The following is a 19,358-nucleotide window of genomic DNA, read 5'->3' as shown; positions in this document are numbered from 1 at the left end:
CCACGCCTTGAGATTTCGTTGTCAGCCGTGGGTGAAGCCCGGCCGATCGATGGCGATGGGCTGGCCGCCGAAGCGGGCGACAATTCCCTGCCCCGCCACGACACGGCCGATCCGGGTCAGGCGGAGGTGGCGCTTGTCCGCCTCGCGGCGCAGGGCGGCTTCGTCGGCGGCGCGGGCCGTGAAGGCCAGTTCGTAGTCGTCGCCTCCCGTGGCCAGGCTTTCCAGCGCCGCCTGCTCGTCGACCCGGCCATCGAACCAGGCTTGGCCGGCGGCGGAGCGCGGCGTGAGTTCCAGGTCAATCTCGATGCGGACCCCGCCCGCCTCGGCGATGTGATCGAGGTCGGCGATCAGACCATCCGAGACGTCGATCGAGGCGCTGGCGAAATCGCGGATGGTCCCGGCGAATTCGACGCGGGGATTCGGCGCCCGGTACTGCTCGATCAGCGCGGCCAGGCGATCCGGTTCAAGGGACAGCTTCCCCTGCGCCGCCTGCAGGCCAAGCCAGCCGTCGCCGACCGAGCCGGTGACGAAGACCAGATCGCCGGCGCGGGCTCCGGCCCGGCCGACGGTGCGGCCCTTGGGCGTCCAACCGAGCAGGGTCATCGAGAAGCTCGCGGGCCCGGGCGTCACCACGGTGTCGCCGCCGAGCAGTGCGACGCCGAACGCCTTCTGGTCCGTCCGCAGGCCATCGACGAAGGTCATCCGCTCGGGCCAGCCGCAGCGCTCGGACCAGTGGCAGGCCAGCAGGTAGCCGAACGGCTCCGCGCCCTTGGCCGCCAGATCCGACAGGTTCACCCGCAGCAGCTTCTTCGCGACCGTGTCCAGAGGATCGGTCGGGAGGAAGTGGACGCCCTCGACGATGGCGTCCTTGGTCAGGACCAGATCGTGGCCGGGTTTCGAGGGGACGACGGCGACATCGTCCCTCAGGCCCCGCCCCCACTCCGGATGGGCCAGAGGCGCGAACAGGCGCCGGATGGTCTCGAACTCTCCGGCGACGTCGACCGCGGCCATCAGGAGGCGCGGGCGTCCCTGGCCACGCCGTCCAGCGCGGCGTTGACGAATTTGGCCTCGGCGTCATCGAAGAAGGCCTTGGCCAGTTCGACATATTCGTCGATGACGATCTCCTTCGGCACGTCCTGACGCTCGCGCAACTCCCAGGCGCCGGCGCGCAGCAGGGCGCGCAGGGTCGAGTCGAGCCGTTCCAGCCGCCAGTTGGACGCCAGCCGGGACTTGACCGCCGCGTCGATGTCGCGCTGACCGCCGACCACCCCGCGCACGATCTGCGCAAAATAGTCCTCGTCGGCCTCGGCGAGCGGTTCGCCCTCGATATCGGCGTCAAACCGATGGTGCGAGAATTCGGTGATGACGGTCTCGACGCCCTCCCCGGCCAGTTCCATCTGGTACAGGGCCTGGACGGCGGCGAGGCGGGCCACGGTGCGGGCGCGGCGCTGCTTGCTGGTCAGCTGCGGCTCGGCGCGCTGTTTTTCGGCCTCGGCGAGTTGCTCGAGCACGGACTGGAGGCTGGCGGGTTCGGTCACGACGCCAGTCCTACGCGCAGGCGCTTGCGCAAGGCAATCAGGTCGAGACACGCGCGGGCCGCGCCGCCGCCCTTGTCGCCCTCGCTGAGGCGGGCCCGGGCCCAGGCCTGGTCCTCGTCCTCGGTCGTCAGAATGCCGTTGCCGACGATGACGCCCTTGAGGCCGAGGTTGCGGAGCCCCGCCGCCGACTGATCGGCGACGATCTCGAAATGATAGGTCTCGCCACGGATGACGCAGCCCAGCGCCACATAGCCATCATAGCGCGGCGCAGTCGGGAAGCGGCCGGCTTCCTCGGCAAGGGCGATGGCAGTCGGCACCTCGAGCGCGCCGGGCACGGAGACCACATCGAACTCGGCGCCTTGGGCGCGCAGGGCGTCCTTCGCCCCTTCCAGCAGGGCGTCCGCCAGGTCGTCATAGAAGCGCGCCTCGACGATGAGGACGCGGTAGGGGTCGCTTACGATTGGTCTTCTCCGTCCATGTCGCGCCAGCCGACGATGCGCAGGCCGTAGCCTTCCAGCGCGGTGGGATTGGGGCGGGTCGAGCTCATCACGATCATGTCGCGGACTCCGAGATCCAGGAGGATCTGGGCCCCGACGCCGTAGTTTCGGATCGCCCGGTCCACCGCCTTGGGCTTCTCGACGCCCGCCAGCCGTTCGGCCAGCCCGTGCAGTTCGGGATCGCGCAGGAAGACGGTCACCCCGGCGCCGGGGTGGTCGCTGATCGCCTTCAGCGAGCGCGGCACATAGTCCTGCCGCGCCTCGACGTGGCCGAGCAGATCGGCGGCGAAATCGACCTGGTGCATCCGCACCAGCGTGGGCTTGCCGGGCTCGATCTTGCCCTTGACCAGGGCCACGTGTTCCACGCCCTCGATGGCGTTGCGGTACAGCATCAGGCGGAACGGGCCGCCGTGGATGCTGTCGAACGGCGTGTCCATGACCCGCTCGACCAGTCGCTCGGTCCGGCGGCGATAGGCGATCAGGTCGGCGATCGTGCCGATCTTCAGGCCGTGCAGCTGGGCGAAGGCGACCAGGTCGGGCATGCGCGCCATCGTGCCGTCTTCGTTCATGATCTCGCAGATGACCCCGGCGGGCGTCAGGCCGGCCATGCGGCTGATGTCGACGGCCGCCTCGGTGTGGCCCGTGCGGACCAGCACGCCGCCGTCGCGGGCGACCAGCGGGAAGACGTGGCCCGGCGAGACGATGTCGTCGGCGCCCTTGCCGGGGTCGGCGGCGATCTGCACCGTCCGCGCCCGGTCGGCGGCCGAAATGCCTGTGGTGACCCCCTCCTTCGCCTCGATCGAGACGGTGAAAGCGGTGCCCATGCTCTCGCGGTTTTCCGCAGCCATCGGCGGCAGGCGCAGCTGGCGGGCGCGTTCGGCGGTGATGGCCAGACAGATCAGGCCGCGGGCGTGGCGGGCCATGAAGTTGATCTGGTCCGGCGTCGCGAACTGGGCCGGGATGATGACATCGCCCTCGTTCTCGCGGTCCTCGGCGTCGACGAGGATGTAGGGCTTGCCGTTGCGGGCGTCCTCGAGGATGTCCTCGATCGGACTGATCGGGCTGTCGTTCATGTTGGCCGCCAGTTGCATCACGCCGTCTCCTGCCACCGCGCGAGGTATCGCGCCAGCATGTCGATCTCGAGATTGACCGCGTCGCCGGGATTCAGGCTCCCGAGCGTCGTGGCCTCCCACGTGTGAGGGATGATGTTGACCTCGAAACAGCTGCCTTCGACCGTGTTCACGGTGAGCGAGACGCCGTCGACGGTGATCGAGCCCTTGGGAGCGATGTAGCGGTGCAGGGGCGCGGGCGCCTCGATGCGCACCCGGTGCGAGCCGGCCTCCCGCTCGACGGCCATGATCCGGCCGAGGCCGTCGACATGGCCGGAGACGATATGGCCGCCCAGTTCGTCGCCGAGCTTCGCCGCCCGCTCGAGATTGACGCGCCGGCCTTCGGTCCAGTCGCCGAGACTGGTCTTCGACAGCGTCTCGTTCGAGACCTCGACCGCGAACCAGCCCGGCCCCTTCTCCGTGACGGTCAGGCAGCAGCCGGCATGGCTGATCGAGGCGCCGAGGTCGATCGTCGCCGTATCCCACGCCGTCTCGATCTCGTAGCGCCGATCCCGATCGGTCGGCCGGACCGAGCGGACCCGGCCGATGTCTGTGACAATGCCTGTGAACATTCAGAGTCTCTCGTAGCGCTCCCACAGGTCGTCGCCGCAGGGCTCCGCCGCAAGACGGCGAAAGCGCCGCGCCTGACCGAGCTCGTCGATGGCGAGCGAACCGATGCCAGGACGCCCCTCTGCGCCGAGCAGGATGGGGGCGCGGAACCATTCGATGCGGTCGACGGCGTCGGCGCGGAGGAAGCTGCCGGCGACCTCGCCGCCGCCCTCGACGAGCAGGGAGATCAGGCCACGGTCTCGCAGGGTCGTCAGCGCATGACGCAGCGAGACCCGCCCGTCGCGCCCGGTGTGGATCTGAATCACCTCGACCCCCGCCCGGACCAGCGCCGGCGCCGGCAGCTGGATCGTCAGGACGATCACGGGGGACTCCCCCGCCGAGCGGGCCAGCTTCGAATCGGGATCGAGGCGCTGACGGCTGTCCATCACGACACGGACGGGCTGACGGTCCTCCAGCCCCGGTTCGCGGACGGTCAGCAGCGGATCGTCGGCCAGGGCCGTGCCGATGCCGACGAGGACAGCGTCGTGGGTTGCCCGCAGCCGATGGCCCTCGGCGCGGGCCGCTTCGCCCGTGATCCACTGGCTCTCGCCGGAGGCCGTGGCGATGCGGCCGTCGAGCGAGGTGGCCAGTTTCAGGGTGACCCGCGGGCGCATCAGCTCCGCTCGTCGTCCAGACCCTCGTCGCCCAGGAATTTGGCGAAGTCGTTGGTGTGGCGGAAGTCCTTGTAGACCGAGGCGTAGCGGACGTAGGCGACCTCATCGACGCCCTTCAGCGCCTTCATGATGAAGTCGCCGACGGTCGAGGAAGGGATCTCGGTCTCGCCGAGGCTTTCCAGCTGGCGGGTGATGCGGCTGACCAGCTGTTCAATCTGTTCGGGCTGCACCGGCCGCTTGCGCAGGGCCACGGCCAACGACCGCTCGAGCTTGTCGCGGTCAAAGGGCGTGCGGCGCCCGTTGCGCTTGAGGATCATCAGCTCGCGCAGCTGGACCCGCTCGAAGGTGGTGAAACGCCCGCTGCACTGCGGGCAGGACCGCCGGCGGCGGATGGCGGCGCCGTCGTCGGACGGGCGGCTGTCCTTCACCTGGGTATCCGGATTTCCGCAGAAGGGGCATTTCATCGGCGCGTCATCCGTAGATCGGGAAGCGGCGCGTCAGCTCGCGCACCTCGCCGGCGACCCGTTTCGAGACGCCGGCGTCGGCCTCGTCGCCGCCCTTCATCGAATCGATGACGTCAGCGATCCAGTGGCCGACCTGCTGGAACTCGGCGACGCCGAAGCCGCGGGTTGTGCCGGCCGGGGTGCCGAGGCGGACGCCGGAGGTGACGGTAAAGGGCGCCGTATCGAACGGGACGCCGTTCTTGTTGCAGGTCATCAGGGCGTGTTCGAGCGCGGCCTCGGTGGCCTTGCCGGTGACGCCCTTGGGCCGCAGGTCGACCAGCATCAGGTGGCTGTCGGTGCCGCCCGAGACGATGGCCGCGCCGCGCTCGACCAGCACCGCGGCGAGGGCTTGGGCGTTGGTAACCACCTGCTGCGCATAAGCCTTGAACTCGGGCTTGAGCGCTTCGCCGAAGGCCACGGCCTTGGCGGCGATGACGTGCTCCAGCGGGCCGCCCTGAAGGCCGGGGAAGACGGCCGAATTGATCTTCTTGCCTAGCTCGATGTCGTTGGACAGAACCATGCCGCCGCGCGGGCCGCGCAGGGTCTTGTGGGTGGTGGTGGTGACCACGTGGGCGTGCGGCAGCGGGTCGGGGTAGACGCCGCCGGCGATCAGGCCGGCGTAGTGGGCCATGTCGACCATCAGGTAGGCGCCGACGCTGTTGGCGATCTCGCGGAAGCGCTTGAAGTCGATGTGGCGGCTGTACGCGCTGGCGCCGGCGAGGATCAGCTTCGGCTTCTCCTGCTCGGCCATCTGGGCGACGTGGTCGTAGTCGATCAGGTGGTCGTCCTCGCGGACCTTGTAGGTCACCGGGCGGAACCATTTGCCGGACTGGTTGGCGGGGGAGCCGTGGGTCAGGTGACCGCCGGCGGCGAGATCCATACCGAGGAAGGTGTCGCCGGGTTGCAGCAGGGCCTGGAAGACGGCCTGGTTGGCCTGGGCGCCAGAGTGCGGCTGGACGTTGGCGAAGGCGCAGTTGAAGAGCTGCCTGGCCCGGCTGCGGGCGAGGTCCTCGGTGACGTCGACGTATTCGCAGCCGCCGTAGTAGCGGCGACCGGGGTAGCCCTCGGCGTATTTGTTGGTCAGGACGCTGCCCTGCGCTTCGAGCACCGCCTTCGAGACGATGTTCTCGGACGCGATCAGCTCGATCTGCTCCTGCTGGCGGCGCAGCTCACCCTGGATGCCGCCGAAGATGTCGGGGTCAGCCTCGGCGAGGGGCTTCGAGAAATAGGCGTCGTGGGTGAAGGCGGTCACTGCAGGTCCCCGGGATTGGCGGCGATCCATTTAGGCCCGGGGGACGGTAACCACAACATCTTGTGGTCAGCGGGCGGCGAGCGCCCGTTTCAGCTTGGCCAGGGCGATGCGCTTGAGACCTTCGGGCTCGGCGGCCGGGCCGAGGGCGGAAACCTCGAGGCCGCTGGCGACGTGGATGGCGGCGCATTTCAGATACGGGCCGTTGCGGGTCAGTTCGAAGATGACCTCGCCGAGCTCCGGATCAGGCGACGGCAGGGAGGCGCGCCACGTTGCAGTGGGTCCACAGCCTGTCCATGGCGGCGACGAGGTCGTCCATCATGGCGTCGGTGTGGTTCGGCGACGGCGTGAAGCGCAGGCGCTCGGTGCCCTTTGGCACGGTCGGATAGTTGATCGGCTGGACGTAGACGCCGTGGTCCTCGAGCAGCATGTCCGAGATCATCTTGCAGTGCACGGGGTCGCCGACGTGGACGGGCACGATGTGGCTGACCGAGGGCAGCACCGGGATGCCGGCGGCGGCGAAGCGGGCCTTGAGGGTGGCGGCGCGCTCCTGATGGGCCTCGCGCACCTCGGGGTGGGCCTTGAGCCAGCGCACCGAGGCCAGGGCGCCGGCGGTCAGGGCGGGCGGCAGGCTGGTGGTGAAGATGAAGCCGGAGGCCCAGCTGCGCACGGCGTCGATGATCATCGCGTCGGCGGCGATGTAGCCGCCCATGACGCCGATGGCCTTGCCGAGGGTGCATTCGACGATGTCGATGCCGTCCAGCAGGCCGTCCCGTTCGGCCACGCCGGCGCCGGTTGCGCCGTAGAGGCCGACGGCGTGCACCTCGTCGAGGTAGGTCAGGGCGCCGTATTTTTTCGCCAGGGCGATGGTCCCGGCGAGGTCGGCGATGTCGCCGTCCATCGAATAGACGCTCTCGAAGGCGATCAGCTTGGGCGCGCCGGCGGGGGCGTCGCGGAGCAGGCTTTCGAGGTGTTCGAGGTCGTTGTGCGCGTAGATGTGCCGCTCGCAGCCGCCGTTGCGGATGCCGGCGATCATCGAGGCGTGGTTCAGCGAGTCGGAGAAGATGATCAGCCCGGGCAGGATGCGCTGCAGGGTGGTCAGGGTGGCCTCGTTGGCGACGTAGCCGGAGGTGAAGAGAAGCGCGGCTTCCTTCTGGTGCCAGCTGGCCAGCTCGGCCTCGAGGTCGACCGCCGAGCGGGTCGTGCCGGAGATGTTGCGGGTGCCGCCCGCTCCGGCGCCGACCTGATCGATCTCGGCCTGCATGGCCTCGAGCACCGCGGGGTGCTGGCCCATGCCGAGGTAGTCGTTCGAGCACCAGACCACGACCTCCTGCTCCGAGCCGTCGGCGCGGCGGCGGATAGCCTTGGGGAACTGGCCGCGCACGCGCTTCAGGTCGGCGAAGACGCGGTAGCGCCCCTCGCTCTTGACCTGCTCAACGGCGGTCTGGAATGCGGCCTCGTAGTCGAACAAACCGGCGGCTCGTCTGGTCATGGTGGATGCCCGGGTTTTGCGCCGCGGGCGGGCGAAAGTCTATCAGCCGGAGCGGTTAAATCGTCGCAACCTTCCAATTGATAACGGTTCTCAGGTCAGTTCGTGCTCAGCCCTTCGGCAGCTCGTCCAGCTTGCCGCGCAGCATCTGCAGGATCGCCGAGAAGTCGCGGCCGCCGTAGCCGAGGCCGTTGAACATCTGGAACAGGGCCTCCGTCTGGGCGCCCAGCGGGGTCGAGGCGCCGGACTTCGCGGCGGCGTCCTGGGCCAGTTTCAGGTCCTTGAGCATCATGGCGGCGGCGAATCCGCCGTCGTAGTTGCGGTTCGAGGGGGCGGTCGGCACCGGGCCGGGCCAGGGGTAGTAGGTGGTGGTCGACCAGCTCTGGCCCGAGGACTTGGCGACGATGTCGAACATCCTGACCGGGTCGAGGCCCAGCTTCTCGGCCAGGCCGATGGCCTCGCAGGTGCCCAGCATGGTGATGCCGAGGATCATGTTGTTGCAGATCTTGGCCGCCTGCCCCGCCCCGTGGTCGCCGGCGCGGAAGGTCGCGCGGCTCATGGGTTCGAGCGCCGCCTCGATGCGGGCGAACTCGGGCTCGTCGCAGCCGACCATGAAGGCCAGGGTGCCGGCGTCGGCGGCCATGGTCCCGCCCGAGACGGGAGCGTCGGCGAAGGCGTAGCCGGCGTCCTTGGCCAGGCCGGCGACCTTGCGGGCGGTGTCGACGTCGATGGTCGAGCAGTCCAGCAGCAGGGCGCGGGTCGGGGCGTGGCCGATGATCTGCTGCGTATAGACCGAGTGCACGTGCGGGCCGGCCGGGAGCATGGTTATGACGACGTCGGCGTCCTTCACCGCCTCGGCCACGGAGCCGACGGGGGTGCAGCCGTGTTCGGCGGCGCGGTCGAGGGCGGCCTGCGACAGGTCGAAGGCGAGAACCTTGTGGCCGGCCTTGGCCTGGTTGGCCGCCATGCCGCCGCCCATGTTGCCGAGGCCGATGAAGGCGATGGTGTGGGTCATGGCGTCGTCTCCTGGATTCCGTTGGGGCGGGATTAGCGGCTTGGCGGCGCGGGCGCCAGACGCGGGACGTCGCACACACCAGGCCACGGCGTGGGGCTTTCTGGACCGAAAATGCCGTCCGTAGAGTCCGTAGAGTCCGTAGAGTCCGTAGAGTGCAAAGCGTCCGTAGAGTCCGTTAAGTGCGTAGAGTCCGCAGAGGCCGGATATTCGGCGGGCGCCTCCGGCGGCGCAGGCGGCGAGTTCGATTGTCAAAGATCCGGTGGCGGCGCGATGAACCGCGAGAGGCATTATGCGCCCACCGGTTCCTCAGGCGGGAAGATCGGCCCGAGAAATGCGGATGTGGCTGTAAAGGCTGGAGATAATCCGTCGAACCCGACTATAGATTCGCGCATTGCCAGCACAGCGTCACGCCCTTTCTTTCGTCATCCCGGCGGCGCGAAGCGAACCCCGGGACAGGGCGGCGCCGAAGGCCTGTTCAGGCAGGCTGTGTCCGACAGTGTGACGAAGGGAAGGGAAGCGGCGGCCCGGCGAATCTGAACCTCTGCCCCGCTCCTGTCAGGCGGGCTTCCTGAACCGCAGCATGAATTGGCTGGTCTTGCCCCGGATGGAGGGGTCGAAGACGCTGGCCGTACGCGGGTCGGCGCCGTCGGCGAGGAGGTCGCTCTCGGCCTCGAGCACGAAGCCGGCGGCGGTCACCTCGCGCTTGACCGCCTCGATGTCGATGCGGTGCAGGGTGTCGGCGGCGGACACGCCGGAACCGGCAGCGGCGTGGTGGTCGATGATGACGTAGAGGCCGCCCGGCTTCAGGGCCCGGAACACCGCGGCGTTCACCCTGGAGGCCGTGTCGGCGGAGGCCATGGCGAGGTGCAGGTCGTGGTAATTCTGGGCGGTGAAGACCAGATCCTGACCGCCGGGCAGGTCGGGGGCGGCGAGGGAGACACGGACGGCGTCGACGTTCGGCAGGGCGTCGACGGCGGTCAGGCTCTCGCCATAGCTGGCCTGGAAGCCGATGAACTCGGCCGGTTGCCAGGCGGTGACGCGGCCCTCGGGGCCTACGGCGGCGGAGAAGATGCGCGTGAAATAGCCGCCGCCAATGATCATGTCGGTGACGTTCTGACCCGGTCCGACGCGAGCGAAGGCGAGGGTTTCGGCGGTGTGGCGGGACTCATCGCGGGCACGGTCCTCGGCGGAGCGCACCGGATCGGCCAGGGCGGCCGCGTAGCCAGCGGGATCGGGCGCGACCTCCCCGCCCATGCAGGCGGCGGACGACAGGACCAGCAGGGCCGAGGCGGCCAGAATCAGCGAACGACGCATCACTCTTCTCCTGACGGGAACGGGCTCAGCCCGGCTTGCGGAAACGATAGACGAACTGGTCGGTGCGGCCGCGGATCGCTTCGTCGAAGACGTTGGTCGTGCGGTCGTCGGCCGGGTTGGCCAGGGCGGTGGATTCGCCGTCGAAGATGAAGCCCGCCGCCTCGACCTCGGCGCGGAGCGAGGCGCCCTCGATGCGGTGCAGGGTCTGGACCTCGTCATGGCCCGTGCCGGCCCGGCCGGAGTGGTCGACGACGACGAAATAGCCGCCCGGCTTCAGGGCCGCGAAGATGGCGCGGTTCATCCGGGTCACGTCTGTGTTGAAGGCCGGGATGTGGAAGTCGTGGTATTCCTGGCTCATCCAGATGACGTCGAGCGGCTCGGGGAAGCTCATGCTGTCGAGGTCGCCGTTGACGCGCAGCACGTTCGGATAGGCGGTCACCAGGGCGTCGGCGCGGGCGTTCTCGCGTTCGGCGGTGCGGTTGGGCACGAAGGCGTAGACCTTGCCGGTCTCGCCGACGGTGCGGGCGAACAGGCGGGTGAAATAGCCGGCCCCGGGGCGGATGTCGGCGACCTTGTCGCCGGGCTCTAGCAGGGCGAAGGCCAGCATCCGGTCGGGATGGCGGAACTGGTCACGGGCGACTTCGTCGGCGGGGCGCAGCGGGTCGGCGATGGCGGCGTGGTGGATGTCGGCCAGCCGCATCCCCTCATAGGTGCGCTCGGCCATGCGGTCCTCGCGGCCGGCCCAGGGGTCGGAGCCGCAGGCGGCGAGCGTTGTGACGGCGGCGAGGATGGCGAGAACGGACGGCTTGAGCATGATCGTCTCCTGAACCAGCGGCGACAGCCAAGCTCCGGTTTGGGGCCCATGGCAAGTCCCTGCCGTTGCTGATCCCCTCCCCGTCATCCTCGGGCTTGACCCGAGGATCAGAGGTTGGGCCGGGCTGTGCGCCTGCGAAGGCCCGGGAAGCGGCGCCGCATCGGCTTCGACGGAGCACCGGAGGGTCTGATCCTCGGGTCAAGCCCGAGGATGACGACGGTAGTGGGACCGTTCAGGGAAGCGGCGTCCACTCCTCGCCCGCCGGCAGCGGGGCGAACAGGCGGTCGAGGTCGGCTTCGGTGACGCCGGAAAGGTCGGCGGGCGACCACTGCGGGGCGTTGTCCTTGTCGACGATGACGGCGCGGACGCCTTCCTGGAAGTCGTGGGTGCGGACGACGCGGCCGCCGAGGCGGTACTCCATGGCCATGTTGTCCGCGAAGGACTCCATCGCCGCGCCGGTGCGCAGCTGGCGCAGGGTGACCTTGAGGGACTGTGGCGACTTGGTCTTCAGGACAGCCAGCTGGGCCAGCGCCCACTCCGAACCGTCGGCCTCGAGGGCGGCGAAGATGGCCTCGACCGTGTCGAAGGCGAACAGGCGGTCGATGGCGGGCAGGTGCGGTTCGATCGGCGGCTCGCCGGCGCCGGTCTCGAGCCCATCGGCGACGTCGATCGGATGGGCCGGATCGGCGGCGAGGATGGCGCGGAAGGCCTCCAGCGCATCGGATGGGAGATAGTGGGTGTGGATGCCGAGGAAGACGGTGTCGGCGGCCTTGAGCCGGGCCCCGGTGAGGGCCAGCCAGACGCCGGTCTGGCCCGGCAGGCGCGGCAGGAACCAGCCGCCGCCGACGTCGGGGAACAGGCCGATGCCGGTCTCGGGCATGGCGTAGGTGGTGCGTTCGGTGGCGACGCGGACGTCGGCCGGCTCGGAAATGCCGACGCCGCCGCCCATGACGACGCCGTCGACGAGGGCCGTGACGGGCTTGGGATAGTCGAACAGCAGGTGGTTGAGCCTGTATTCCGCAGCGAAGAAGGCCTTGGCCTCGGACGCGTCCCCTGCCCCGCTCCCGGCGATCATGCGGATGTCGCCGCCGGCGCAGAAGCCGCGCTCGCCGGCGTGGTCGATCAGTATGGATTTGACGGCGTCGTCGTCGCGCCAGGCCAGCAGCGCCTCGATCATCGCGTCGCACATGGCGCGGTTCAGGGCGTGCAGCGCCTTGGGGCGGTTGAGGGTCAGGCGGCCGAGGCCGGACTGGACGCGGGCGAGGACTTCGGGTTCGGGAGTCATGCGGGCGCTGATACGGCCACGCGGAGCAGCGGTCCAGCCTCGGACACGGTGGCGGAAGTCAGGAGGCGGGCGACGGGGCGACGGGAAGGGGCGGCAGACCGAGGCCGCTGTCGCCGTCCAGCCAGCGCGCCGACGGGGCGTCGTGCTCGATCCGCCCGCGAATCATCCCGAATGCCAGCAGAAGCGCCTGCGTCGAATCCACGCCCATGGAGAAGCCCCGCGCCTCCGGGCGGTCGAGCCAGTGAATGATCCAGTCGCAGCGCCAGTCGCCGCGGTCGCGGACAGGCTTCATCCATTCGACGACGATCCGTCCTTCGACGCCCTCGATCTCGACGGTGAATTCGCGGTCGCAGACGAGGTCGGTCATTGGCGCATCATCTCACGCGCCGTGATCACGCGCATGATCTCGTTGGTGCCCTCGAGGATGCGGTGGACGCGGAGGTCGCGGACGATGCGCTCCAGCGGGTAATCCTTGAGGTAGCCGTAGCCGCCGTGCAGCTGCAGGGCCTCGTCGGCGATCTGGAAGCAGGCGTCGGTGGCCATGCGCTTGGCCATGGCGCACCATTTGGTCTTCTCGGGATGGTTCGTGTCCATCGCCCAGGCGCCGCGCAGGACCATCAGGCGGCAGGCGTCGAGCTGGGTCGCCATGTCGGCGAGCTTGAACTGGGTGTTCTGGAAATCGGCGATCGGCTTGCCGAACTGTTTGCGGCTGTTGACGTAGTCCAGCGTGGTTTCCAGCGCGAGGCGGGCGCCGCCCAGCGAACAGGCGGCGATGTTCAGACGGCCGCCGTCGAGGCCCATCATGGCGTAGCGGAAACCGTCGCCCTCCTTGCCGAGCAGGTTGGCGGCGGGGATGCGGCAGTCGTCGAAGCTGACGATGGCCGTGGGCTGGGAGTTCCAGCCCATCTTCTTCTCCTGGGCGCCGAAGCTGAGGCCGGACGCGTCCTTGTCGACCACGAAGGTGGAGATGCCCTTGGGGCCGTCGGCGCCGGTGCGGGCCATGACGACATAGACGTCGGAGGTTCCGGCGCCGGAGATGAAGGCCTTGGAGCCGTTCAGAACGTAGTGGTCGCCGTCGAGGCGGGCCGTGGTGCGCAGGGCGGCGGCGTCGGAGCCGGAGCCGGGCTCGGTCAGGCAGTAGGAGGCGATCCGCTCCATCGACACCAGCGACGGGACGTAGCGGGCGCGGAGGTCGTCGGAGCCGAATTTGTCGATCATCCACGTGGCCATGTTGTGGATGCTGATGAAGGCGGCGGTGGAGACGTCGCCGCGCGACAGCTCCTCGAAGATCACCGCGGCCTCGACCCGGCCGAGCGCCATCCCGCCGTGCTCCTCGCCGGTGTAGATGCCGCAGAAGCCCATCTCGGCGGCGTGTTTCATGACGTCGACGGGGAAATGCTTGGTCTCGTCCCATTCGGCGCTGTGCGGGGCCAGTTCGGCGTCGGCGAAGGCGCGGGCGGCGTCCTGGATGGCGCGCTGGTCGTCGGTGAGGGCGAAGTCCATGGTGTCGTTCCGGAAGCGTGTCGGTTGGGGCGGCTTCTAGCCGAGGCGGGCCGGGCCCGTCGAGGCGGTTGCGTGCATCCAAACAGGGCGGCGGCGGCCTCATGACGGGACAGCGGGGGAGCACGACGAATGATGCGGATCGGCATACTGGCCCTGGCGGCGGTTCTGGCGGGGCCGGCGGCGGCGCAGACGGTGGAGGGGCGCATCCTGCCGGAGCGGCCGTGGGTGGAGCAGACGCGTTACGGCCAGGCGCTGAATTTCGACCTGGCGCTGACGAACCGCGCCGATCATGCGGTCGAGGTGACGGAGCTGGAGGTGACCTTCGTCGGAACGGACGGACGCGACATGCTGATCCGGCGGCTGGACGGCAACGGCTCGGCGCCGTCGATCCTGACCCTTCCCGACCGGACGCTGGAGCCGGGCGAGGAGCAACTGATCTTCAACCCCTTCGAATATGCGCCGCCGGGACGGCCGGTGGGGTCGGTACGGGTCAAGGCGGTGCTGTCGGCCGAGGGGCAGGCGGACGAGACGGTGGAAGCCTCGGCCACGGTGCGGGACGAGGTCGCCGAACGCGGCCTGTCGCCGGTGACCGGGCGGGTGCTGGTCTGGGACGGGCACGACGCCCTCTCGCACCATCGGCGCTGGGACTATCTGCTGCCGCCGCTGAAGGCGTTCGGCTTCGTCAGCAATGCGATGCGCTACAGCTACGACTTCGTTCCGGTCGACTACGAGGGGCGGATGCACACGGGAGACGGCGCGCGCAACGAGGACTGGTACGGCTTCGGCCAGCCGGTGCGGTCGCCGGTGGGGGGACTGGTGGTGCAGGTGCGGGACGATCGGCCGGACGACCGCAGTTTCGATCCGTCCGAGCTGGCGGAAGACATCAATCTGGTGTTCGGAAACCTGGTGGTGATCGACCATCGCGACGGCACCTTCAGCATGCTGGGGCATATCAAACAGGGCAGCGCCACCGTGCGTGTCGGCCAGTGGGTCGAGGCGGGCCAGGACGTGGCGGCGATCGGAGCCTCGGGCAGTTCGCTGTTCCCCCACCTGCACTACCAGCGGGTCGACTCGGCGGACATGCGGGGCGAAGGCGTGCCGTCGGCCTTCCGCGAGCTGAAGCTGGCAGACGGCTCGACGCCGATCAACGGCCATGTCGACAGCGGCGAGACCTTCGACGCCCGGTGAGCGGTCGCAGCCGCGCGGCTTTGCGGGGCCGGAGGTTGGTCCTATACCGCCGCGCATGACCCAGCCGTTCGCGCCCGCCGCCTTTCCCTACGCCCGTCCCCGCCGGCTGCGCAGCCAGCCCTGGGTGCGGAGGCTGACAGCCGAGACGACGCTGACGCCGGCGGATCTGGTCTGGCCGCTGATCGTGCATGACGGGGCCGACGATCGGGTGGCTGTGGCGTCCATGCCGGGGGTGTTCCGGCTGAGCCCGAAGGCGGCGGCGTCGGCGGCGGTCGAGGCGCGCGATCTGGGTATTCCGGCGGTGGCGCTGTTCCCGAACGTGGACGGCGCGATCAAGGACGGGGTGGGCACGGGCGCGACCGATCCGGACGGGCTGATTCCGGAGTGCATCAAGGCGATCAAGGACGCGGCGCCGGAGATCGGGGTCATGACCGACGTGGCGCTGGACTGCTATACCGACCACGGCCACGACGGGGTGCTGGAGGACGGCCGGATCGTCAACGACGCGACGCTGGAGCGGCTGGCGGAGCAGGCCTTCATCCACGCCCACGCCGGGGCGGACATCGTGGCGCCGTCGGACATGATGGACGGGCGGGTGCAGGCCATCCGCGAGGCGCTGGAGGCCAATGGCCTGTCGGACGTGATGATCCTCTCCTACGCGGCCAAATACGCCTCGGCCTTCTACGGGCCCTATCGCGACGCGGTGGGCTCGGCCAAGGCGCTGACGGGCGACAAGAAGACCTATCAGATGGACTACGCCAACTCCGACGAGGCGCTGCGCGAGGTGGCGATGGACATCTCCGAGGGCGCGGACGCGGTGATGGTCAAGCCGGGGATGCTCTACCTGGATATCGTCCGGCGGGTGTCGGAGACCTTCCGGGTGCCGACCTTCGCCTATCAGGTGTCGGGCGAGTATTCGATGATGCGGGCGGCGATGGCCAACGGCTGGCTGGACGAGGAGCGGGCCATTCTGGAGAGCCTGCACGCGTTCAAGCGGGCGGGTTGCGCGGGAGTGCTGAGCTATTTTGCGGCTGACGCCGCACGGCTGCTGAACAGGTGAAGTTCGGCGTCCTCCAGAGCGCGCTCCACAACGCCGCCGACTCTCTCGGTAGCGGGATCGGGCTGATGGTCGGCGTCTATGAGATGGACATCTACGGCGAGGCCGGTCGGTCGCCGGACGGCGTGATCTCCGTCGACTTCCTTACCGGCAAGGTGATTGAAGGCGAGGCGTCTCCCAGCCTTCGAAAGGCGGTCGAGCTCTACAGGACTGCATTCGATGAGCTTTGCATTCGGCACGGCGTCGAGCCGTGGTCCTTCAGGGTCGCAACAGCGCGGTTCGGAACAGACGCAGCCTTGGGGCCGCCCTTCACGGTTCACGTCGAGGATCGTGAAGGGCGGATCGCGACGGACCGCTTCATCGGCAGCCCGGGCCGACGCCTCTAGAGCGGCAGTCGAGCCGTCCAGCCGTCGAACGCCACCTCCACATTCGCTGGAACGGCCGCCGACAAGGCGTTGTAATCGAGATCGATGTGCAGGTTGGTGAGCACCGCCTTCTTCACGCCGGCGCGGGCGATCCAGTCGAGGGTGCGTTCGACGTGGGCGTGGGTGGGGTGGGGCGTCCAGCGCAGGGCGTCGACGATCCACAGGTCGCAGCCGCGCACCGCCCCGAGGGCGGCGTCGTCGAGGTCCGAGACGTCGCTGGAGTAGGCGACGGGGCCGATCCTGTAGCCGACCGAGCGGATCGGGCCGTGGGCCTGGTCGAAAGTGACGACGGGGATGGGGCCCCCAGGGCCGTCGACGGACCAGCTCTGGCCGTGGGGCGGCAGCGGCTGGGCCTCGAGGATGGCCGGATAGCCCTCGACGCTTTCGAAGATGTAGCGGAACCGTTCGCGCATCGCCGCATGGGTCGGCAGGTCCATGAACGCGGGGATGCGGCGGCGGGCGCGCATGGCGAAGACGCGCAGGTCGTCGACGCCATGGGTCTGGTCGGCGTGATCGTGGGTGTAGAGAACGGCGTCGATGTGTTTCACGCCCGCCGCCAGCATCTGCTGGCACAGGTCGGGCGAGGTGTCGATCAGGACGCTGGTGACGCCCTCGGGGCCGTGGCGACGGACCAGCAGCGAGCAGCGGGTGCGGCGGTTCTTCGGCTCGGCCGGATCGCAGTCGCCCCAGTCGCCGTCCCCGCGCGGCACGCCGCCGGACGAGCCGCAGCCGAGAATGACGACTTCCAGTTCGCCCGCCGCGGTGCTCATGCCGGTCTCGGGATGCGGTCGAACAGGGCGAAGAAGGCGTCCGTCGTTTGGGCCTCGGCCTCGTCGCGGGACCAGCCGCGGATTTCGGCCAGCTTGTCGAGGACGTGGCCGACATAGGCCGGCTCGTTGCGGCGGCCGCGGTGCGGCACGGGCGCAAGATAGGGGCAGTCGGTCTCGACGATGATGCGGTCGGCGGGCATGGCGGCGATGATCTCACGGACGTCGGCGGCCGCCTTGAAGGTAGCGATGCCGGAAACCGAGAACCATGCCCCCAGTTCCGCCGCCTTTTCCGCCAGTTCGGGGCCGCTGGTGTAGCAGTGCATCAGGAACCGGAACGGTCCCCTCGCCTGCTCTTCCGTCAGGATGTCGGCCATGACGTCGTCCGCCTCGCGGGTGTGGACGACCAGCGGCAGGCCGGTGCGGCGGCCGGCCTCGATATGCTGGCGGAAGACCGCCGCCTGCGCATCACGCGGGCTGAGGTCGTAGTGGAAATCCAGCCCGCATTCGCCGATGCCGATTATGCGGGGCCGGGCGGCGAGCTCGACCAGCCGGTCGGCGGTGAGGTCGGCGTAGTCCTTCGCCTCGTGCGGATGGACGCCGACGGTGGCCCAGATGTCGTCGTGGGCCATGGCCAGGGCGTGGGTGGCCTCGAAGGTCGACAGCTTGTCGGAAATCTCGACCATCAGGCCGACGCCGGCCGCGCGGGCGCGGGCGATGACGGCGTCGCGATCCTCGTCGAACTGGGGGGCGTGCAGGTTGACGTGGCTGTCGATCAGCATCAGGCGCGGGCCTTGGTCCGCTGCAGGTCGGCGAGCGCGCCGGCGAGGACGTCGGCCCGGTCGAGATTGATGGCGGCGGCGCGGTCGGGCAGTTCCGACAGTCGTTCCCACAGTTCGGCCCAGCGGGCGCCGGACCTGCCTTCCTCGAGCGCGCGCAGCTTCACCGCGGCGATGAGGCGGTCCATCAGGGTCTCGAACCGCTCCTGCCCCTCGGCGCCGCGGAATTTGTCGGCGATGGCCATGACTTCGGCGCGGTCGAGGTCGGGGGCGGCGACCCATGACTGGGCCAACTGGTCGGCCTCCAGCGTGGCGCCGGAGGCCAGGGCGAGGGCCTGGCCGGGCGAACCCGCCGCCATGCCGGCGATGCGGGCGGCCTCCGCGGAGGGCACGCCGGTGCGGTTCCGGACCAGTTCCTCCAGCGCGTGCTGCGGCCAGACCGGGAAGGCCAGCCGGCGGCAGCGCGAGCGGATGGTGGCCAGCAGCCGGCCCGGCGCATGGGTGACGAGGAACAGCACGCCGCGCTCGGGCGGTTCCTCAAGAACCTTCAGCAAGGCATTGGCGGCGTTGAGGTTCAGGTCGTCGGCGGCATCGATGATGGCGACGCGGTATTTCGCCTGCGACGGGCTCTTTGAGAAGAATTCGGGCAGGTCGCGGGCCTGGTCGACCGAGATGGATTTCTTCGTCTTGCCGCCCTCGACGGCGCGTTCGAGAATCAGCAGGTCGGGGTGCGACTGGGCCGTGATCAGGCGGGTCACGGAATCGTCGGGGCGGGTTCCGAGCAGGCCGCGCGACGGATCGGGCGCGGCCCCCAGCAGGCGGCGGGCGGCGCGGTAGGCGAAGGTCGCCTTGCCCGACCCCTCCACCCCGCAGAGCAACCAGGCGTGGTGCAGCCGGCCCTTGTCGAAGGCGTCGAGGAAGGCGGCCTCGGCGGCGGCGTCGGGGATCAGGTCGAAGCGGTCGCGCGGGTGTTCGCTCACAGCAGTCGGCCCTCGACGGCGGCCCAGACGCGGGCCTCGACCGTTTCGAGGTCCCCCTCGGCGTCGATGATGACGCAGCGTTCGGGATGGGCGGCGGCGATGTCGCGGAAGCCGCGGCGCAGCCGCTCGTGGAACTCCAGCCCCTTGGATTCGAAGCGAGTCTCGAACAGGCCGCGGCCGAAGGCGCGCTCCAGCCCGACCTCGACGGGCAGGTCGAACACCAGGGTCAGGTCCGGCTGGGTGATTCCGACGATGGCGGCGTCCAGCCTCTCGATGAATTCCGCCGGCGTGCCGCCGCCGGCGCCCTGATAGGCGCGGCTCGAATCGGCGAAGCGGTCGCAGACCACCCAGCGGCCGGCGTCCAGGGCCGGACGGATGGTGCGCTCCAGATGATCCGAGCGGGCGGCGAACATGAGCAGGGTCTCAGTCATGGCCGACCAGCGGCCGGCGTCGCCGTTGAGGGCGAGGTTGCGGATCTCCTCGGCGCCATCGGAGCCGCCTGGCTCCCGCGTCTGCAGCACCTCCAGATCCCGCGCGCGCAGGCGGTCGACGAGCCGGGCGACCTGGGTCGACTTGCCGGTCCCCTCCCCGCCTTCAAAGGTGATGAATCTGCCGTGGGTCAC

23 protein-coding genes are annotated in these 19,358 nt (G+C 69.5%); 3 read left to right on the top strand and 20 right to left on the bottom strand.

Annotated elements, in window-relative coordinates:
* Positions 1 to 21: 21 nt before the first annotated feature.
* From thiL to VEA98_RS11955, 16 genes are all read right to left on the bottom strand, one after another.
* Positions 22 to 1,011, bottom strand: a complete 990-nt coding sequence (gene thiL, locus VEA98_RS12025; RefSeq protein ID WP_324814668.1) for a thiamine-phosphate kinase — start codon at positions 1,009 to 1,011, stop codon at positions 22 to 24.
* Positions 1,011 to 1,538, bottom strand: coding sequence for a transcription antitermination factor NusB (gene nusB, locus VEA98_RS12020; RefSeq protein WP_324814665.1), 528 nt, complete (start codon positions 1,536 to 1,538; stop codon positions 1,011 to 1,013). Before nusB ends, thiL begins: the two co-directional genes overlap by 1 nt.
* Positions 1,535 to 1,999 (bottom strand): 6,7-dimethyl-8-ribityllumazine synthase, encoded by a 465-nt coding sequence (gene ribH, locus VEA98_RS12015; RefSeq protein WP_324814955.1) that lies wholly within the window; start codon positions 1,997 to 1,999, stop codon positions 1,535 to 1,537. The genes nusB and ribH overlap by 4 nt, the downstream gene beginning before the upstream one ends.
* Positions 1,993 to 3,126: a 3,4-dihydroxy-2-butanone-4-phosphate synthase gene (gene ribB, locus VEA98_RS12010; protein WP_324814661.1), complete on the bottom strand. Its 1,134-nt coding sequence runs from the start codon at positions 3,124 to 3,126 to the stop codon at positions 1,993 to 1,995. Before ribB ends, ribH begins: the two co-directional genes overlap by 7 nt.
* The gene (locus VEA98_RS12005; RefSeq protein WP_324814658.1) at positions 3,126 to 3,716 is read right to left on the bottom strand and encodes a riboflavin synthase; all 591 of its coding nucleotides are present in this window, start codon (positions 3,714 to 3,716) and stop codon (positions 3,126 to 3,128) included. Before VEA98_RS12005 ends, ribB begins: the two co-directional genes overlap by 1 nt.
* Positions 3,717 to 4,367, bottom strand: a complete 651-nt coding sequence (locus VEA98_RS12000) for a RibD family protein (RefSeq protein ID WP_324814656.1) — start codon at positions 4,365 to 4,367, stop codon at positions 3,717 to 3,719.
* Complete coding sequence (nrdR, locus tag VEA98_RS11995) at positions 4,367 to 4,831, bottom strand: transcriptional regulator NrdR (RefSeq protein WP_324814653.1); 465 nt, start codon at positions 4,829 to 4,831, stop codon at positions 4,367 to 4,369. Before nrdR ends, VEA98_RS12000 begins: the two co-directional genes overlap by 1 nt.
* 7 nt (positions 4,832 to 4,838) lie before the next feature.
* Positions 4,839 to 6,152: a serine hydroxymethyltransferase gene (gene glyA / locus VEA98_RS11990; RefSeq protein WP_324814650.1), complete on the bottom strand. Its 1,314-nt coding sequence runs from the start codon at positions 6,150 to 6,152 to the stop codon at positions 4,839 to 4,841.
* 36 nt (positions 6,153 to 6,188) lie between these two features.
* Positions 6,189 to 6,344 (bottom strand): DUF6898 family protein, encoded by a 156-nt coding sequence (locus tag VEA98_RS15265; protein ID WP_414642178.1) that lies wholly within the window; start codon positions 6,342 to 6,344, stop codon positions 6,189 to 6,191.
* Between the two features lie 19 nt (positions 6,345 to 6,363).
* On the bottom strand, positions 6,364 to 7,611 hold the full coding sequence (gene hemA, locus VEA98_RS11985; protein ID WP_324814648.1) for a 5-aminolevulinate synthase: 1,248 nt from the start codon (positions 7,609 to 7,611) through the stop codon (positions 6,364 to 6,366).
* A 106-nt stretch (positions 7,612 to 7,717) separates the two neighbouring features.
* The gene (mmsB, locus tag VEA98_RS11980) at positions 7,718 to 8,911 is read right to left on the bottom strand and encodes a 3-hydroxyisobutyrate dehydrogenase (RefSeq protein WP_324814646.1); all 1,194 of its coding nucleotides are present in this window, start codon (positions 8,909 to 8,911) and stop codon (positions 7,718 to 7,720) included.
* Positions 8,912 to 9,178: 267 nt separating this feature from the next.
* Complete coding sequence (locus VEA98_RS11975) at positions 9,179 to 9,937, bottom strand: methyltransferase (protein WP_324814643.1); 759 nt, start codon at positions 9,935 to 9,937, stop codon at positions 9,179 to 9,181.
* 25 nt (positions 9,938 to 9,962) lie between these two features.
* Complete coding sequence (locus VEA98_RS11970; RefSeq protein ID WP_324814639.1) at positions 9,963 to 10,751, bottom strand: hypothetical protein; 789 nt, start codon at positions 10,749 to 10,751, stop codon at positions 9,963 to 9,965.
* A gap of 232 nt (positions 10,752 to 10,983) precedes the next feature.
* Positions 10,984 to 12,036, bottom strand: a complete 1,053-nt coding sequence (locus tag VEA98_RS11965) for an enoyl-CoA hydratase/isomerase family protein (protein WP_324814637.1) — start codon at positions 12,034 to 12,036, stop codon at positions 10,984 to 10,986.
* 58 nt (positions 12,037 to 12,094) lie between these two features.
* Entirely contained in the window at positions 12,095 to 12,403 is a 309-nt protein-coding gene (locus VEA98_RS11960; RefSeq protein WP_324814635.1) for a DUF6968 family protein, read from the bottom strand.
* Positions 12,400 to 13,539, bottom strand: a complete 1,140-nt coding sequence (locus VEA98_RS11955; RefSeq protein WP_324814632.1) for an isobutyryl-CoA dehydrogenase — start codon at positions 13,537 to 13,539, stop codon at positions 12,400 to 12,402. The genes VEA98_RS11960 and VEA98_RS11955 overlap by 4 nt, the downstream gene beginning before the upstream one ends.
* A gap of 129 nt (positions 13,540 to 13,668) precedes the next feature.
* Here VEA98_RS11955 and VEA98_RS11950 point away from each other — a divergent pair, with 129 nt between their 5' ends.
* Genes VEA98_RS11950 through VEA98_RS11940 form a run of 3 tightly spaced genes read left to right on the top strand, consistent with a single transcriptional unit; the run spans position 13,669 to position 16,170 of the window.
* Positions 13,669 to 14,727, top strand: coding sequence for a M23 family metallopeptidase (locus tag VEA98_RS11950; RefSeq protein ID WP_324814631.1), 1,059 nt, complete (start codon positions 13,669 to 13,671; stop codon positions 14,725 to 14,727).
* 55 nt (positions 14,728 to 14,782) lie between these two features.
* Positions 14,783 to 15,787 (top strand): porphobilinogen synthase, encoded by a 1,005-nt coding sequence (gene hemB / locus VEA98_RS11945; protein ID WP_324814628.1) that lies wholly within the window; start codon positions 14,783 to 14,785, stop codon positions 15,785 to 15,787.
* Positions 15,784 to 16,170 (top strand): hypothetical protein, encoded by a 387-nt coding sequence (locus VEA98_RS11940; protein ID WP_324814625.1) that lies wholly within the window; start codon positions 15,784 to 15,786, stop codon positions 16,168 to 16,170. The genes hemB and VEA98_RS11940 overlap by 4 nt, the downstream gene beginning before the upstream one ends.
* Here VEA98_RS11940 and VEA98_RS11935 read toward each other — a convergent pair.
* The 4 genes from VEA98_RS11935 to tmk are packed head-to-tail and all read right to left on the bottom strand — an operon-like array spanning position 16,167 to position 19,358.
* Positions 16,167 to 16,979, bottom strand: a complete 813-nt coding sequence (locus VEA98_RS11935; RefSeq protein ID WP_324814622.1) for an MBL fold metallo-hydrolase — start codon at positions 16,977 to 16,979, stop codon at positions 16,167 to 16,169. The two genes, VEA98_RS11940 and VEA98_RS11935, sit on opposite strands and share 4 nt — an antisense overlap.
* Positions 16,976 to 17,758: a TatD family hydrolase gene (locus VEA98_RS11930; protein WP_324814619.1), complete on the bottom strand. Its 783-nt coding sequence runs from the start codon at positions 17,756 to 17,758 to the stop codon at positions 16,976 to 16,978. Before VEA98_RS11930 ends, VEA98_RS11935 begins: the two co-directional genes overlap by 4 nt.
* Complete coding sequence (locus tag VEA98_RS11925; protein ID WP_324814617.1) at positions 17,758 to 18,735, bottom strand: DNA polymerase III subunit delta'; 978 nt, start codon at positions 18,733 to 18,735, stop codon at positions 17,758 to 17,760. Before VEA98_RS11925 ends, VEA98_RS11930 begins: the two co-directional genes overlap by 1 nt.
* A complete protein-coding gene (gene tmk, locus VEA98_RS11920; protein ID WP_324814613.1) occupies positions 18,732 to 19,358 on the bottom strand; it encodes a dTMP kinase in 627 nt (208 codons plus the stop codon). Before tmk ends, VEA98_RS11925 begins: the two co-directional genes overlap by 4 nt.

This window comes from Brevundimonas sp. (assembly GCF_035627055.1).
Taxonomy (GTDB): Bacteria; Pseudomonadota; Alphaproteobacteria; order Caulobacterales; family Caulobacteraceae; genus Brevundimonas.
Note: the sequence above shows the minus strand (reverse complement) of the source record. Positions and strands in the feature narration are given on the sequence as shown.